Source organism: Zhihengliuella flava (assembly GCF_015751895.1).
In the GTDB taxonomy this organism is placed as follows: domain Bacteria; phylum Actinomycetota; class Actinomycetes; order Actinomycetales; family Micrococcaceae; genus Zhihengliuella; species Zhihengliuella flava.
Genome location: NZ_JADOTZ010000001.1, coordinates 388,069 through 404,323 on the forward strand (window position 1 = coordinate 388,069; position 16,255 = coordinate 404,323).

14 protein-coding genes are annotated in these 16,255 nt (G+C 66.4%); 8 read left to right on the forward strand and 6 right to left on the reverse strand.

The genetic code is table 11. The annotated features are described in order from the left end of the window. Positions 1-65: 65 nt before the first annotated feature. From IW252_RS01850 to IW252_RS01860, 3 genes are all read left to right on the forward strand, one after another. Complete coding sequence (locus IW252_RS01850) at positions 66-1,556, forward strand: malate:quinone oxidoreductase (protein ID WP_196835012.1); 1,491 nt, start codon at positions 66-68, stop codon at positions 1,554-1,556. A 151-nt stretch (positions 1,557-1,707) separates the two neighbouring features. Next, a complete protein-coding gene (locus tag IW252_RS01855) occupies positions 1,708-2,832 on the forward strand; it encodes an LLM class flavin-dependent oxidoreductase (RefSeq protein WP_196835013.1) in 1,125 nt (374 codons plus the stop codon). Between the two features lie 22 nt (positions 2,833-2,854). Next, positions 2,855-3,289, forward strand: a complete 435-nt coding sequence (locus IW252_RS01860) for a MarR family winged helix-turn-helix transcriptional regulator (protein ID WP_331271400.1) — start codon at positions 2,855-2,857, stop codon at positions 3,287-3,289. A 24-nt stretch (positions 3,290-3,313) separates the two neighbouring features. On the opposite strand, the gene IW252_RS01865 is transcribed toward IW252_RS01860, so the two are convergent. From IW252_RS01865 to IW252_RS01885, 5 genes are read right to left on the reverse strand one after another with little or no spacing between them, the layout of a single operon-like run. Continuing rightward, the gene (locus IW252_RS01865; RefSeq protein ID WP_196835015.1) at positions 3,314-4,453 is read right to left on the reverse strand and encodes a cysteine desulfurase family protein; all 1,140 of its coding nucleotides are present in this window, start codon (positions 4,451-4,453) and stop codon (positions 3,314-3,316) included. Then, complete coding sequence (gene nadC, locus IW252_RS01870) at positions 4,450-5,385, reverse strand: carboxylating nicotinate-nucleotide diphosphorylase (RefSeq protein WP_196835016.1); 936 nt, start codon at positions 5,383-5,385, stop codon at positions 4,450-4,452. The genes IW252_RS01865 and nadC overlap by 4 nt, the downstream gene beginning before the upstream one ends. Beyond that, positions 5,363-7,012: an L-aspartate oxidase gene (locus IW252_RS01875; RefSeq protein ID WP_196835017.1), complete on the reverse strand. Its 1,650-nt coding sequence runs from the start codon at positions 7,010-7,012 to the stop codon at positions 5,363-5,365. The genes nadC and IW252_RS01875 overlap by 23 nt, the downstream gene beginning before the upstream one ends. Then, positions 7,009-8,277 (reverse strand): quinolinate synthase NadA, encoded by a 1,269-nt coding sequence (gene nadA, locus IW252_RS01880; RefSeq protein ID WP_196835018.1) that lies wholly within the window; start codon positions 8,275-8,277, stop codon positions 7,009-7,011. The genes IW252_RS01875 and nadA overlap by 4 nt, the downstream gene beginning before the upstream one ends. Continuing rightward, complete coding sequence (locus tag IW252_RS01885) at positions 8,274-9,092, reverse strand: NUDIX hydrolase (RefSeq protein WP_231365866.1); 819 nt, start codon at positions 9,090-9,092, stop codon at positions 8,274-8,276. The genes nadA and IW252_RS01885 overlap by 4 nt, the downstream gene beginning before the upstream one ends. Before the next feature lie 190 nt (positions 9,093-9,282). On the opposite strand from IW252_RS01885, the gene IW252_RS01890 reads away from it, so the two are divergent. From IW252_RS01890 to IW252_RS01910, 5 genes are all read left to right on the forward strand, one after another. After that, positions 9,283-10,767: a fumarylacetoacetate hydrolase family protein gene (locus IW252_RS01890; RefSeq protein ID WP_196835019.1), complete on the forward strand. Its 1,485-nt coding sequence runs from the start codon at positions 9,283-9,285 to the stop codon at positions 10,765-10,767. After that, positions 10,754-11,440, forward strand: a complete 687-nt coding sequence (locus IW252_RS01895) for a GntR family transcriptional regulator (RefSeq protein ID WP_196835020.1) — start codon at positions 10,754-10,756, stop codon at positions 11,438-11,440. The genes IW252_RS01890 and IW252_RS01895 overlap by 14 nt, the downstream gene beginning before the upstream one ends. Before the next feature lie 23 nt (positions 11,441-11,463). Next, positions 11,464-12,966, forward strand: a complete 1,503-nt coding sequence (gene hpaE / locus IW252_RS01900; protein ID WP_196835021.1) for a 5-carboxymethyl-2-hydroxymuconate semialdehyde dehydrogenase — start codon at positions 11,464-11,466, stop codon at positions 12,964-12,966. Between the two features lie 73 nt (positions 12,967-13,039). After that, on the forward strand, positions 13,040-14,143 hold the full coding sequence (gene hpaD / locus IW252_RS01905) for a 3,4-dihydroxyphenylacetate 2,3-dioxygenase (RefSeq protein WP_196835022.1): 1,104 nt from the start codon (positions 13,040-13,042) through the stop codon (positions 14,141-14,143). Positions 14,144-14,331: 188 nt separating this feature from the next. Then, positions 14,332-15,087 carry an IclR family transcriptional regulator gene (locus IW252_RS01910; protein WP_196835023.1) on the forward strand — a complete coding sequence of 252 codons (756 nt, stop codon included), beginning with the start codon at positions 14,332-14,334 and terminating at the stop codon, positions 15,085-15,087. Here IW252_RS01910 and IW252_RS01915 read toward each other — a convergent pair. Then, positions 15,044-16,252, reverse strand: a complete 1,209-nt coding sequence (locus tag IW252_RS01915) for an MFS transporter (RefSeq protein ID WP_231365867.1) — start codon at positions 16,250-16,252, stop codon at positions 15,044-15,046. The genes IW252_RS01910 and IW252_RS01915 overlap by 44 nt on opposite strands. Positions 16,253-16,255: the final 3 nt, after the last annotated feature.

The window sequence follows — 16,255 nt, forward strand, 5'->3', positions numbered from 1 at the left end:
CTCTGATTTCGGCGGCATCGGCGAACCGCGCTAACCTTTCGGTAAAACCACACCTTCGATGGAGAATGCCTGTGCCCGCCACACCCGTCACCCAGAACCTCGATGTCGCCTTGATCGGTGGTGGCGTCATGTCCGCCACGCTCGGTACCTTGCTCAAGCAGTTGGAGCCCCAGTGGACGATCAGCCTCTTCGAAAACTTGGACGAGGCCGGCCTTGAGTCGTCCGGCCCATGGAACAACGCGGGCACGGGGCATTCGGCGCTGTGCGAGCTGAACTACACGCCCGCCGCAGCCGATGGCAGCGTGGATCCCGCCAAGGCCGTCGGTATCAACGAACAGTTTCAGGTCTCCCGTCAGTTCTTCTCCTACATGGTGGATCAGGGCCTGATCGGCTCACCGAAGACGTTCATCAACCCACTGCCACACATGAGTTTCGTCATCGGCGACGAGCACTCCGCGTACCTCAAGACGCGCTACGAGGCCTTGCGTTCCCAGCCGCTCTTCGCGGACATCGAGCACACCGAGGACCTCTCCACCATTGACGCGTGGGCTCCTCTCGTCGCGGAAGGGCGAGACGAGTCCCAACGCGTGGCCGCCTCGCGCATCACCTCCGGAACCGACGTCGACTTCGGCTCCCTGACCCGTCAATTGACGCAGTACCTCGCCTCCGCCGGCGTCGAATTGCACTTCGGCCACAAGGTCGTGAGCCTGAGCCGCGACGGGGCACGTTGGAACATCGACGTCAAGAACAACGCGACGGGCGAGAAGTCTCGGGTCTCAGCAAAGTTCGTCTTCGTGGGCGCCGGCGGCGGTGCCCTCGCCCTGCTGCAATCCGCGGGGATCAATGAGATCAAGGGCTTCGGCGGCTTCCCCGTCTCCGGCCAGTTCCTGCGCAACACGAGCGAGGACACGATCGCGCGCCATCACGCCAAGGTGTACGGCCAGGCATCGGTCGGTGCCCCGCCTATGTCCGTTCCCCACCTCGACACCCGGTTTGTCGACGGCAAACGCTCGCTGATGTTCGGGCCGTACGCAGGCTTCTCGACGAACTTCCTGAAATCAGGTTCGTACTTGGACCTACCGCTGTCCATTCGCCCGCACAACATCGGCCCGATGCTCCGCGCCGGCGTCGACAATCTGGGCCTGACGAAGTACCTGATTTCCGAGGTCCTCAAGTCCCGCGGCCAGAAGGATGAGGCCTTGCGGCAGTACTTCCCCCAGGCTGTGTCCGACGAGTGGGAACTCATCACGGCGGGCCAACGCGTCCAGGTCATCAAGAAGGACCCCACCAAGGGCGGCATCTTGCAGTTCGGCACCGAGGTCATCACCAGCGCAGACGGGACCATCTCCGGCCTGCTGGGAGCATCGCCGGGCGCCTCGATTGCTGCTCCCGTCATGATCGAGGTTCTTCGCCGGTGCTTCCCCTCCCGGTTCTCCGGCTGGGAGTCCACTCTCACCGAAATCATCCCGAGCTTTGGCCGCAAGCTCAACGAGGATCCGGCCCTCTTGGCCGAGGTCACCGCAGCCACCAATACGTCGCTCCAGCTAAGCTCCTAGCGGCGCGGGGCAGGCTCCTCACCCGGCCTGAGCCTGCCCCACGGCAGCCGGAATGCCGGACTCCTGCGGTGCATCCCGCACCGGCCACAACATATGCAAATGCATATAAATCTGGCATACTAGGGGCAGACCCCTAGCTCAGGAGCAGACCATGCAGATTGGCGTTTTCTCGGTCAGCGACATCACGACTGACCCGACCAACCACACCACCCCCTCCGAGGGCGAGCGCATCAAGGCGTGGGGGCAGATCGCCCGCAAGGTCGAAGAGATCGGCATGGACGTCTTCGCCATTGGCGAGCACCACAATCCGCCGTTCTTCTCGTCCTCGCCCACCACCACGCTGGCGCACGTGGCCGCGCAGACCGAGCGCATCATCCTCTCCACTGCGACGACTCTGATCACCACCAATGACCCGGTCAAGATCGCCGAGGATTTTGCGATGCTGCAACACCTCTCCGATGGCCGCGCAGACTTGGTGCTCGGCCGCGGAAACACCGCGCCGGTGTACCCGTGGTTCGGCAAGAACATCCAAGACTCCGTCGAGCTGACCGTGGAAAACGTCCACCTGTTGCACCGATTGTGGAACGAGGAATCAGTCACCTGGCAGGGTAAGCACCGCACCCCGCTCCAAAGCTTCACCTCGACGCCCCGCCCGCTCGACGACGTCGCACCCTTCGTGTGGCACGGCTCCATCCGTACGCCACAGGTCGCCGAGATCGCGGCCTATTACGGCGACGGATTCTTTGCCAACAACATCTTTTGGCCCAAGGAGCACTACCAGCAGCTCATCGGCCTCTACCGAGAGCGGTTTGAGCACTACGGCCACGGGCGCGCCGACCAGGCGTTCGTCGGCCTCGGCGGTCAGTTCTATCTGGCAAAGAATTCCCAGGATGCGGTGCGTGAGTTCCGGCCCTACTTTGACAACGCCCCGGTCTATGGCCACGGCCCATCGCTCGAGGACTTTACCGACCAAACCCCGCTGACGGTGGGAAGCCCGCAACAGGTCATTGAAAAGACCCTGTCTTTTCAGGAGTACTTCGGGGACTACCACCGGCAGCTCTTCCTCATCGATCACGCCGGATTGCCGCTGAAGACGGTCCTGCATCAGTTGGACCTCTTCGGCGAGTACGTTCTGCCCGAGCTGCGCCGGGAATACGCCAAGCGCAAGCCGGCTGACCACCCGGACTCGCCCACGCACGAGTCCCTGCTCGCAGCCCGGCAGGCCGGCATCAAGCCGGCCATGATGAAGAACGCCGCGGGGCCCGCCGATGCCTGAGCCGCAGGAAGAGGCGCCGAGCGTGCGCGAAACAGCGGAGGCCTGGGAGGCCCTCTTCCGCTGTCAGGTCACCATCATGCGTCAGCTCATCACGCTGCCCGAGTTCAAGCAGCTCGGGATGCGCGAATACGATGTGCTCTTTAATCTGCGCCGCGCCCCCGACTGCGGAGTCCGGCTCGGCGACCTCAACGAGCACCTGCTCCTCAGTCAGCCCAGCTTGTCCCGCATGATCGATCGGCTGGTCGCCCGCGGCCTCGTCGAACGTGGGCCTGACCCGGCTGATGCCCGGGCCATCCTCATCACCTTGACCCCGGAGGGCGCGCGCATGCAGCAGGAAATCGGGCGCGCTCACGTCAGGCACATTAACGAGGTCATGGCTCAGGGGCTAGATCGGGAAGAACTCGAGCAACTCCGCGGCCTCACCCAGCGCCTCGCCGACGCCATCACCGACGAATAATCGCTCGGGCGTCAGGGCGGCTGCTTAGGTCCCGGCGACCGCGTTGACGGCTGCGACGACGGCGCGGACCGTTTGAGTGATCTCAGCCTCCTTCACCCCGCGGCTGAAGCTCAATCGGACGGAGGTAAGGGCCACGTCGGGGCTGAATCCCATGGCTAAGAGAACGGGCGAGGGTTCCTCGCTGTCGGCGTGGCACGCAGAACCCGATGAGCACAGCACTCCCCGGCGCTCCAGCTCGAGGAGGACTGCTTCGCCACTGGTACCGGGAAAGCAGAAGGAAACGATCCCCGGGACCCGCTGGTGCGGGTCGCCCGTCGGCAGCGCGCGCTCCCCCACGCCACGGACGACGCCGTCGCGCAAGTACTCAGCGAACCGCTGCGCCGTGCCGTCGTCCTCTGCCGTGGCCACCACGGCGTTTTTCAACGCCAAGGCGGTGGCCACGGCCCCAGCGACGTTCTCCGTGCCGGACCGGCGTCCCCGTTCCTGGCCGCCGCCGGAGATCTGCGAAACCAACTCGTGGCGCGCGCGGACCATGAGGACACCGGCGCCTTTAAGCCCACCCAGCTTGTGCCCGGAGATGCTCAAGGCGTCGACCTGGGCGGCGAGCTGCGGTACGTCGAGCCAGGCCGCGGCCTGCACAGCGTCGGTGTGCATCAGCGCGCCGGCATCTTTGGCGACTGCCGCAATCCGGGAGATCGGCTGCACCGTGCCGACCTCGTTATTGGCCGCCATGACGGATACCAGCGTGGTGTCGGCCCGCAGAACGCGCTGGACGTCCGCCGGGTCCACAACGCCGGACGCGTCCACGCCGACGACGGACACGTCGAACCCGTGCAGGCGCTCGAGGTCCTCCGCAGCGCGGTGAATCGACGAGTGCTCGATCTGCGAGATCACCAGATGCTTGCCGCGGGGTGCGGCCAACGCCAGCCCCTTCAGGGCGAGATTATTCGCCTCCGTTCCGCCGGAGGTAAAGACGACGTCGGATCCGCGCACACCGAGCGCGTCGGCCGCCGTACCGCGGGCGTAGTCCAGAGCACGGGCCGCGGAGGCGCCGAGTTCGTGTCGACTTGATGGATTACCAAAGTCGTGGCTGAGCAGGGGCCAGATCGTCTGCAGAATCTCTTGGTTCACCGCCGTCGTGGCGGCCGCATCCATGTAGATCATCGATGCCCCGCGCTGGTGCTGACCTCGAAGTCGAGCCCCAAGTCAATGGCGCGGACGCTGTGGGTGAGCGCGCCCGAAGAAATCACGTCCACCCCCGTCGCGGCCACGTCGGCGATCGTCGCTCGCGAGATGTTCCCCGAGGCTTCCACGAGGCATCGACCTCGCACCGCGCGTACTCCCGCGGCGAGATCCGCGAGCGTGAAATTGTCGAGCATCACCGTGTCCACCCCGGCGGCGACCACGGATTCCAGCTGATCGAGGGAATCGATCTCGACCTCGAAGTGCACGGTGTGCCCCAGGCGACGCTTGGCGGCGCGCAGCGCTTCCGTCAGGGCGGGGCCGGTGCCGAGCAGCGCGAGGTGATTGTCCTTGGCCATAACCGCTTCCGACAGGTTGTCCCGATGATTGAACCCGCCGCCGCAGCGCACCGCGTACCGTTCCAACGCGCGAAGCCCCGGCGTCGTTTTCCGGGTGTCTGCAACCCGGATGCGTTCGCCGGCCGCCGACCGCGCGTCTCCCACCGCCTTGACCAAGCCCGCGGTCGCCGTGGCGATCCCGCTCAAGCGTTGGAGCAGGTTAAGACCCACGCGCTCACCGGTGAGGAGCGCGCGGGCAGGTCCGGTCACCGTGGCCAACGTCTGACCGCGCTCGAACGCATCCCCGTCCGCCGCCACGGGCTGCACGATGGCGGCGGGGTTGACCTGCCGCATCGCCTCGGCGAACGCGGCTAGCCCGGAACAGACGCCCGGTTCGCGGGCGACCACGTGCCCCGTGGCCTCGGCATCGGCGGGGATCAGCACGTCAGCGGTCACATCCCCCGCTGGTGCGTCTTCGTCCAATGCGGCCGCAACAACGCGTTCGACGACGGCGCGCGCTACCGGCCGTGGCGCGTGCCACGCGTGAGTTCCGCTAGGCGTGGGACAGGTGCTCATGTACTTTCTCCTGATCCATGGTGGCGTCGAGGCGGCAATGGGCCCCGAGGGAATCGGTTCTGGCCAACGCAGCCTCGGCAATGAGGCTGGCGACAAGGGCACGGTTGGCCAGCTCGGACGCCGCGCGGTCCACGCCGCTCGCTGCCGCGACGCGAGCGTCAGCGATGGCCCGCAGGCGGTTCAGCTCCGTCAGAGCTCGCCGCAACCCCGCGGCGCTGCGCACCACGCCCAGTTCCGCGGAAGCGATCTCCTGGACGTGACGGGCCAGCTCGGCCGTGACGAGCTGGCCCGTCACGGCCGAGCTGTCGGCCGGTGATCCCGGCGCTCTGGGGGCTGGCTCGGATCGTTGCTCACCCGGCGTGCCGAGCGGCGGGCCGGCGAGCGCGGAGGCGACCGCCCGGCGGGCAAAAACGAGGGCCTCGGTCAGCGAGTTCGAGGCGAGCCGGTTGGCACCGTGCGCGCCGGTGTGCGCTGTTTCCCCCACGGCAAAGAGGCCGGGGACTTCCGTGGCACCGTCGAGGTTCGTGGCGACTCCGCCCATCCAATAATGCTGGGCCTCCGTCACGGGGATCGGCTCGCGGGCGGGATCGACGTCGAAGTGTTGCAGGCCAGCAACCAGTTGAGGAAACCGGTGGGCCAGGTAGCCGGTCCCTCGTTGACGCTCAACGGGACGCGCGTCGAGCCAACAGGCTCCCGTGGTCCGCCGCGCGTGGTGGATGGCGCGTGCCACGACGTCTCGCGGGGCCAGTTCCGCGCGCGCATCGATGGCGGGCATGAAGCGAGTTCCGGTGCCATCCACGAGGAGGGCCCCATCGCCGCGCACCGCTTCGGTCACCATGAGCGCGGGACGATCTGCGGGTAATCGTCCGGTGAGCGCGGACGTATCGACGAGGGTCGGGTGGAACTGGACGAATTCGGCATCAGCCAGTCGAGCCCCGGCGCGCCAAGCGAGGGCGGCGCCGTCGCCCGTGGCCCCCCGAGGATTGGTGGTGGCGGCAAACGCTTGACCGATTCCTCCGGTGGCCAACAAGACCGCGTTGGATCCGACCTCGACGGGAGGCTGGCCGTGGACGGCGAGGCGAACGCCCGTGGCGGCGCCGCCACGGGTCACCACCTCCGTGGCGAACGCCTCCGTGGCGATGTGCAGATGACCGTTGGCTTCAGCCTGCCGGCAGGCAGCGATCAGCGTCCGGGCGATGCCAGCCCCGGTCGCGTCACCACCGTGGTGCAGAATGCGCGCGTAGCGGTGGGCCCCTTCGAGCCCGAGGGCGTACCGGTCGCCGTCGCGGTCAAAGTCCGTCCCGAGGGCGATCAGGCGGTGCACGTCCTGCCAACTTTCCCGGCACAGGACGTCCACGGCGGCGGGGTGACCCGCCTGCGCGCCAGCGGCGAGCGTGTCCTCGATGTGCGCCGCAATACTGTCTCCCGCGGCGACGGAGTCTGGGCTGACCGCGGCAATCCCGCCTTGGGCGTACCACGTATTGGAGTCCTGTAACCGGTCCTTCGTCACCAGCAGCGGCAGCGCCGTCCGGTGCCGCTGGGCGTGCTCGGCGGCGCACACGGCAGCGTACAGGCCCGCGATCCCCGAGCCCACGACGATGAGACTGACGTGCTGCGGCAGATTCATGGCTTCGCGTCGAGCATGCGCCTCAGGGCGATCTTCGCCTCGCGCGTCGACTGGGGGTCGACCGTGATCTGGTTGACGACGCGCCCTGCCACCAGTTCCTCGAGGACCCACGCGAGGTAGCCCGGGTGAATGCGGTACATAGTGGAACAGGGGCAGATGACCGGATCGAGGCAAAAGATCGTGTGCTGGGGATACTCGTCGGCGAGCCGATTGACCATATTGATTTCGGTACCGATGGCGAACACCGTTGGCTCGGTAGCAGCGGCGACGTCCTTGCGAATAAAGTCCGTCGAGCCCGCCGCGTCGGCCGCGTCGACGACCTCCATAGGGCATTCCGGATGAACAATCACCCGAGCGTTCGGGTATTGCTGGCGCGCCGCATCGATCTGGCCCACCGTGAAGCGCTTGTGAACGGAGCAAAAACCGTGCCACAGAATCACGCGAGCGGCACGCAGCGTGGCGGCCTCGTTGCCGCCGAGGGCCCGCCGCGGGTTCCAGAGCGGCATCTGATCCAGCGGTACGCCGAGTGCCTTGGCCGTGTTGCGCCCCAGATGCTGGTCGGGAAAGAACAAGACGCGCCGCCCGCGTGCGAACGCCCAGTTGAGCACGGTGGTGGCGTTCGAGGACGTACACACGATGCCGCCGTGACGGCCCACGAAGGCCTTGAGCGCCGCGGAGGAGTTCATGTAGGTCACCGGAATCACCGGGGCCTGATCGCCGTCTTCGTCGGCGTAGAGCTCCATGAGCTGCTCCCAGCACTCCTCGACGCTGTCCGTGTCGGCCATATCGGCCATCGAGCAACCGGCAGCAAGGTTCGGCAGAATAACCGACTGGTCATCGCGGGAAAGAATGTCTGCGGTTTCCGCCATGAAGTGGACCCCGCAAAACACGATGTGCCGGGCGTCCTGGCGCGTGAGGGCGGCGTTAGCGAGTTGGAAGGAATCGCCCACGAAGTCCGCGTGCTCTACCACTTCGTCCCGTTGGTAAAAGTGCCCCAAGATGACGACGTCGTCCCCCAAGGTGGACTTGGCGGCGCGGATCCGCTCGGCCAGCTCCGCGTCACTCGCCTCACGATACTCCGCGGGAATGCTGCCCTGGCGAGGGGTGGTGGCGGGGGCGACGTCGTCCATCGACGAGCCCGGCCCGTAGGCCGGCGACCCGACGTCAAAGTTCCACGGTGAGCGGGCCAAATCTGGGGTGCAGGTGCCCCCCGTGGCGTCTGTCGCCGAGACGCGGCTCTGGATCGTGACGTTGACGCTGCTCATGCGCGGCTTCCTTCCTGGGCGAGCGGGCGGGTGCCGCTCGGGTTTGTGGTCTGTTCTGCTTCCGACTGCTCTGCACGTGGCTCCGGCTCGACGTAGCGGTAGAGCTTGGGCGGGCGGTGTTTGACACCGTGGAGATATTCGCCGGTGTCCTCGAGTCCCGCCGCACCCATGAGCTGGCGCCGAAAGTTCGCCGGGTCGAGGCGCCGGCCCAAGACCGCTTCGTAGACCTCGCGGACCTGGCCGAGCGTGAAGGTCTCCCCCACGAAGCGATTAGCAATCTGGCCATAGGTGACCTTGTTGCGCAGCCGCCATAGCGCGTAGTCCACGATGTTCGAGTGATCAAAGGCAAGGCCCTCCCGCACCTGAGGAGAGTCCACGGGGAACCACGCCACGTTGGGGTCGTCACGGATTTGGGAGCTGACGGTCCGCGCACCCCACGCCGTGCCGAAGAGAGCATCTCCGCCGCTCTCGTCCTCGCGCACGAGAGCCCAATAGGCAATCGTGACCACTCGCTGTGTTGGCGAGCGGTCCACACCGCCGAACGTGTAGAGCTGTTCTAGGTAGCGGGGCACGAGTCCCGTCGTCGTGCGGAGGTTCTCCGCGGCGGCACCTTGCAGCGATTGGTGGGCCGCGAGCGGTCCCCCCGGCAGGGCCCATTGACCGCGGTACGGCTCGCGGGTCCTGCGTACCAAAGGAATCCAGAGTTGAGCCGAGGCCGATGGCTCGCAAGTGCTGCGGCGCAGCGAGAAGATCACGGTCGACACCGCGACCTCCGGGCTCACGGCCGCCCGCTCCGAGACATTCAGATGGTCCATCACTACTCACCTCCGCGGCTTATGGTCATGGTGACTATAACTAACGACGGCCTGCGGCGGTAGTTGCGAGACGGCTCGTGTCCGGCCCCGCACGAAAAATCTCTGGCGACCGCTTGACTTCCCGGGTGACTCCGACCACACTAATCGTATACGATTTCATACACGAGACAGATTTCTTCTTGGAGGGTTCGTGAATTCCACCGCAGCGCAGATCCGCGAGAGGGCCGGAAAGGTCCTCGCCGTTCACCTCGCCTACCGCTCCCGCGCCGAGCAGCGCGGCCGCACCCCGAAATTCCCCTCCTACTTCATGAAGGCCGCCTCCTCGCTCGCCGGGACGGGCGGCACGGTGGAGCGCCCCGCGGGTACGGAACTACTCGCCTTCGAGGGAGAGATTGCCCTGATCATGGGATCGACGGCGCGCCGCGTGACCCCCGAGGCCGGATGGGACTTCGTCAGCCACGTCACCGCCAGCAACGACTTGGGCCTCTACGACATCAAGTACGCCGACAAGGGGTCCAATGTGCGTTCCAAATCAGGCGACGGCTTTACCCCGATCGGCCCCGAGCTGCTCGACGCCCGCACCATTGATCCCACGCAGCTTCGGCTCCGCACCTGGGTCAACGGGGAGGTGGTTCAGGACGCCACTACCGAGGAACTGCTCTTCTCCTTCGGACAGATCGTCGCGGATCTGTCCCAGCAGATGACCCTTGAGCCCGGCGACGTCATCCTCACCGGCACCCCAGCCGGTTCCTCCGTCATCGTGCCCGACGACGTCGTCGAGGTGCAGGTGGACGACGTCGCCTCCGGCGCGTCGACGGGCCGGCTGACCACCACGGTGACGGCAGGCACGGCGGGATTCGCCGCATTCGGCAACCCCATCAAGGTCACGGACGCCGATCGCATCGACGCCTTTGGCACGGCCACTGCGGCTGGCGTGGAACGCCCCGTCACCGGGCGCGAAGCGCTGACCGATACCGTGCGGGCTCAGTTGCAGGAGGTGGCCACGGCCACGATCTCTGCCTCGCTGCGCAAGCGCGGACTGAACAACGTCGCGATCGAGGGCCTCACGGCGACGAAGGGAACACAGAAAGTGATCGGCGTGGCCAGGACCCTGCGCTACGTGCCCAACCGCGAGGACCTCTTCGCATCCCATGGCGGCGGCTATAACACGCAGAAGCAGGCCATGGACTCGCTGCAGCCGGGCGAAATCCTGGTCATGGAGGCTCGGGGCGAGACGGGTTCGGCCACCCTGGGCGACATTCTCGCCTTGCGCAGCCAAGTCCTCGGCGCCGAAGCCATCATTACTGACGGCGGCGTGCGGGACCTCTCCGCCGTTGAGGCACTCGACATCCCGCTCTTCCACAACGGCGCTCACCCCGCCGTCCTCGGCCGCAAGCACGTGCCGTGGAGTATCGACGAGACGATCGGATGCGGCGGGACCACGGTGCAGCCCGGCGACGTCGTGGTGGCTGACAGTGACGGCGTCTTGGTGATCCCACCGACGCTGGTCGCCGAAGTCGCTGCGGAGGCCGCCGAGCAGGAACGCCGCGATGCCTTCGTCTTCGCCCACGTCAAGAAGGGCCATCAGATCGAGGGCCTGTTCCCGATGAACAAAGAGTGGCTCAAGAAGTACCACGAGTGGGTGGACTCGGGAGCCGACGTTGACTCCCTCTAAGTCCCAGCAGGCGTACGAGCTGCTGGCGGAGAAGATCACGTCCGGGGAGTACTCCCCCGGCTACCGGCTGGTGCTCAGTACGATTGCCCAGCGCTTGGGGTGCTCCGTGGTCCCGGTCCGCGAGGCCATCCGCCGGCTCGAGGCGGAAGGTCTGGTCAACTTCGAGCGGAACATCGGTGCGACCGTGGCCCATGTGGACGCGACGCTGTATCTGCACACGATGCAAACCCTGTCCGTTCTCGAGGGCGCGGCGACGGCCTTGGCGGTACCGCACCTCACCAACGATGATCTGGCCCAGGCCCGGCGCCTCAACGCCGAGCTGGCAGCATGTCTGGACCGCTTCGATCCGCAACGATTCACCCAACTCAACGATGCGTTTCACGCGGTGATTTACGACCGCTGCCCCAACCCGCACATCTTGGACTTGGTGCAACGCGGCTGGAAGCGAATGCGGGCCATGCGCGCCTCCAGCTTCACCACGATCCCCGGACGCGCTCATCAATCTGTGGCCGAGCACGCGGCACTCATCGACCTGATTGACTCGGGGGCCAGCCCCGCCGAGGTCGAGGTCGCCGCTCGCGCCCACCGCACCAACACGCTGAACGCCTATCTCGAAGCGGCCGGTCTCCCGGCATCGCCCCTCTATCTGCCCCAACCAACCACTACTGCCTAACCTTCAACGACGAAAGGAACTTGATGAGCAAGCAATTCGTGCCCCAGAACCTGCCGACCGCCATTCAGCACTACATCGGCGGCGAGCATGTTGATTCGATCGACGGCGAGACCTTCGACGTCCTCAACCCCGTCACCAACGAGGCCTACATCCAAGCGGCTTCCGGCAAGAAGGCGGACATCGACGCTGCCGTGGCCGCCGCCAAGGAGGCTTTTGACAACGGGCCGTGGCCACAGATGCTGCCGCGAGAGCGCTCGCGCGTGCTCCACAAGATCGCCGACATCATCGAGACTCGCGGTCGCGACCTCGCCGAGATGGAGTGCTTTGACACGGGTCTGCCGATCAAGCAGGCGCTGGGTCAGGCCCACCGCGCCGCCGAGAACTTCCGCTTCTTCGCGGACCTCATCGTCGCCCAGCACGACGACGCGTTCAAGGTCCCGGGGCGGCAAGCGAACTACGTCAACCGCAAGCCGATCGGCGTCGCGGGCCTCATCACGCCGTGGAACACCCCGTTCATGCTCGAGTCCTGGAAGCTCGGCCCGGCCTTGGCCACGGGCAACACCGTGGTGCTCAAGCCTGCTGAGTTCACCCCCCTCTCGGCCTCGCTGTGGCCGGAGATCTTCGAGGAGGCTGGCCTGCCGGCGGGCGTCTTCAACATCGTGCACGGCTACGGAGAGGAAGGGTTCGCCGGTGATTCCCTCGTCAAGCACCCGGACGTTCCGCTGATCTCCTTTACGGGCGAGTCCCGCACCGGCCAAATCATCTTCGGAAACTCGGCGCCGTACCTCAAGGGTCTGTCGATGGAACTCGGCGGCAAATCGCCGGCCGTCGTCTTTGCCGACGCGGACCTGGATGCCGCGATCGACGCGACGATCTTTGGAGTCTTCTCACTCAATGGCGAGCGCTGCACCGCCGGCTCCCGCATCCTCGTCGAGCGCAGCATCTACGACGAGTTCGTGGAGCGCTACTCCGCTCAGGCGAGCCGCGTGAAGGTGGGCCTGCCCGAGGACGAATCCACGGAGGTGGGCGCCCTGGTGCACCCTGAGCATTTCGAGAAGGTCATGTCCTACATCGAGATCGGCAAGTCCGAGGCCAGGCTGACGGCCGGCGGCGGCCGCCCCGAGGAGTTCCCGGAGGGCAACTTCGTTTCTCCGACGGTCTTCGCCGACGTCTCCCCCGACGCCCGCATCTTCCAGGAGGAGATCTTCGGCCCCGTCGTCGCCATCACGCCGTTCGACACGGACGAGGAGGCGCTCGAGCTGGCCAACAACACCCGCTACGGCCTCGCCGCCTACATCTGGACCAACGACCTGAAGCGTTCCCATAACTTCGCCCAGAACGTCGAGGCCGGCATGGTGTGGCTCAACTCGAACAACGTGCGCGACCTGCGGACCCCGTTCGGCGGAGTCAAGGCCTCCGGCCTGGGTCACGAGGGCGGCTACCGTTCGATCGATTTCTACACCGACCAGCAGGCCGTGCACATCAACCTGGGCGAGGTTCACAACCCCGTCTTCGGTAAGGCCTAACCCCCACCCACCGTGACGGCGGCGCCCGACGCCGCGCGCCGCCGTCGTCCCCGACGAACAACAAGGACACATCATGACCACCCTGCCCGAAATCCCTAAGCCAACCGCCCCCGCGCCAGACATCGTCCGCTGCGCATACATGGAGCTCGTCGTCACCGACCTGGCCAAGTCCCGCGACTTCTACGTCGACCTGCTGGGCCTGCACGTGACCTACGAAGACGATGAGCAGATCTACCTGCGCTCCTTTGAGGAGTTCATTCACCACAACCTCGTCCTCACCAAGGGACCAGTCGCCGCGGCCAAGGCCTTCGCCTACCGCGTGCGGACCCCGGAGGATGTGGACAAGGCCGAGGCGTACTTCCAGGAACTGGGCTGCCGCACCGAGCGGCGCAGCAACGGTTTTGTCCGTGGCATCGGCGATTCCGTCCGCGTCGAGGATCCCATCGGCTTCCCGTACGAGTTCTTCTACGAGGTCGAGCACGTCGAGCGGCTGCACATGCGCTACGACCTCTACTCGGCCGGTGAACTGGTGCGTCTGGACCACTTCAATCAGGTCACCCCCGACGTTCCGCGGGGCCGCAAGTACCTCGAAGACTTGGGCTTCCGGGTCACCGAAGACATCAAGGACGAGGAGGGCACCACCTACGCCGCGTGGATGCACCGCAAGGGAACCGTGCACGACACGGCACTGACCGGTGGCAACGGGCCGCGCCTGCACCACGTGGCCTTCTCCACGCACGAGAAGCACAACATCATCCAGATCTGCGACAAGATGGGCGCGCTCCGTCTCTCCGACCGGATCGAGCGCGGTCCGGGGCGTCATGGTGTTTCCAACGCGTTCTACCTCTACATCTTGGACCCGGACGATCACCGTATCGAGATCTACACGCAGGACTACTACACGGGCGATCCCGACAACCCCACGATCACGTGGGACGTGCACGACAATCAGCGACGCGACTGGTGGGGAAATCCTGTGGTTCCGTCGTGGTACACCGAGGCGTCGCTGGTCTTGGACCTCGACGGCAATCCGCAGCACGTCGTCGAACGCACCGACGACTCCGAGATGGCCGTGACCGTGGGTGCCGACGGTTTCTCCTACACGCGCGAGCATGACGAGGACGGCACCTACCGCGGGCAGGCGTCGAAAGGCTTCAAGCTCGGCAACCAGCTGTAACCCTCGAGGCGCGTTCCCCACGCGGCCTCGCACGCCCGCCGGTGGCGGCTAGCTCCTTCTCGACCGACGGAGCTAGCCGCCCTTCGTCGTCAGCGGCGGGTCGGCCTTGTTCGATAGTCGACTGCCGTGTTCTGATTTAGATCAGATGGGTGGGCCGACACGACCCCCGTACAGTTTCCGAGGTGGCCATGACAATTGAGCAGAACGCCGGCGAGTCCGCCGGTTCCAAACCCGCGTCCCAAACGCTCTCGCGCGGGATCCGCATGCTGGAGATTTTGGCCGAATCCGGCGCACCGATGACCATTGCCGACTTGGCGGGGGCCCTAGGGGTCCACCGATCAATCGCCTACCGCATCCTGCGCACACTGGAAACTCACCTCTTGGTGATGCGTGATGGCTCAGGACGCGTCCAGCTAGCCCCCGGCCTGGTCACCTTGGCCCGCGGGGTGCAGCGCGATTTGCAGTCGGCGTCTGTTCCGGAATTGGCCGAGGTGGCAGAGGAATTTGGCGTTTGCTCTTTCGTGGCTGTGTGGGATCAGCGCGATTGTTTCACGCTGGCTAACGTGGAACCGCGGCACGGCGACGCTGCCGTGATTCAGCGTCCCGGATCTCGCCACGCGTTTAATCGCGGGGCCCCGGGCATTGCCATCCAATCAGCACTCTCGGCCGCGGAGTGGAGCGAGCGGATGCCCGAAGAGCCTTATCGAGACGCTTCCCACGAGGCCGCGCGTCTAGGCTACGGTGTCAGCCACGATGAGGTGATTCCTGGCGTGTCGGCCGTGGCCGCACCCATCCGGGTGCCGCATCAACTGCCGGCGGCCGTCGCCGTCGTCTTTGCCACGGCGACGCCGCCCGCCCCGGTCGACGACCTCGGGGCACGCATGGTGCGTGCCGCGGAGGCTATCGAGCGCGCGCTCGGCGCCGCACCAGCGCACTCGCGATAGCCGCCCCCAGCAGCACGAGCGCCGCCGTCATCACGGTGGCAAAGGCACCGGCGCTACCGCCCGCGTCCGCCGCGGCTCCGGCACCAGCATTGCCCAAGGACACGCCCACCACGACGCCGCTGGCAAGCATCGTCATGACCGTGCTCATGCGCCCGGCCGGCGCGGTTTGGCTTCCAATCGTGTAGACGGTCACGAGCACCGGTCCGATCGGAAGCCCAATCAGAAACACGACGGCGACCATCGCCGGAACAGACTCGACGGCGAGCAGAAGGGCCACCGCCGGGACGAGCACGACGGAGCAGGCGAGCCAGCGCGCGGACTGCCCCCAGGCGCTGGGCCAGGCCGACACGGAGAGGGCCGTTGCCGCGGAGGCGACTCCCATGGCCGCGTAGAAGAGCCCGCCGGCGCTCGAATTTCCTCCCTCGCCGGCGAAGGCCACGGAACTGGCCGAAATGGTGCCAAAGAGTCCGCCCATGCCCATCATGCCGACGACGGCCGCGCTCACTCCGGCGATGGCGCGCGGGGTCCAGCGAGCCCGCGCGACGTGGCCCGTGGCCGTTGCACCGTCATCGTGCACGCGTTGAGCCTGCGCCGCCGTGCGGTGTAAGGCGAACCACGGGACCATGACGGCGGTGACAGCTGCGGCGGCGGCCAGCGGCAACCAGGGGCTCGCCAGCGAGGCCAGGAAGCCCACGAGCGCCGGCCCCAGGACAAATGTCAGTTCATCGGCCATCGATTCAAGGCTCAGGGCGGCGGTGAGTTCGCGGCGGCCGGTGGCGCGGCCCTCCGTCAGGCGCTGCCACCGCACGCGGGACATCGACCCGACCTGCGGACACGTGAGCCCGGTCAGGAACGCGATGATCAGCAGCGGCGCGCCGACGTCTTCGGCTCCGAACCCCTGCCACACTAACGCTGCCAGAAGGACGGCATGAGCGGTGGCTCCGGGGAGGAGGACCGTGCGCTGAGTCGTCCGATCGGCGAGGTACCCGGAGAGGGGCCCACCGATAGCCTGCCCGATGCCGGTGATGGCGGCCGCCAGGCCGCCGGCCGCATACGAGCCGGTGGACCACGCGATGAGCGTGAGGACGCCGATGGAGAGGAACGCCAGGGGCAGGCGTGCGGTAAAGCTGATCGGGAGATAAGCCCTGCCCGTCAGGTGTGCCAACGC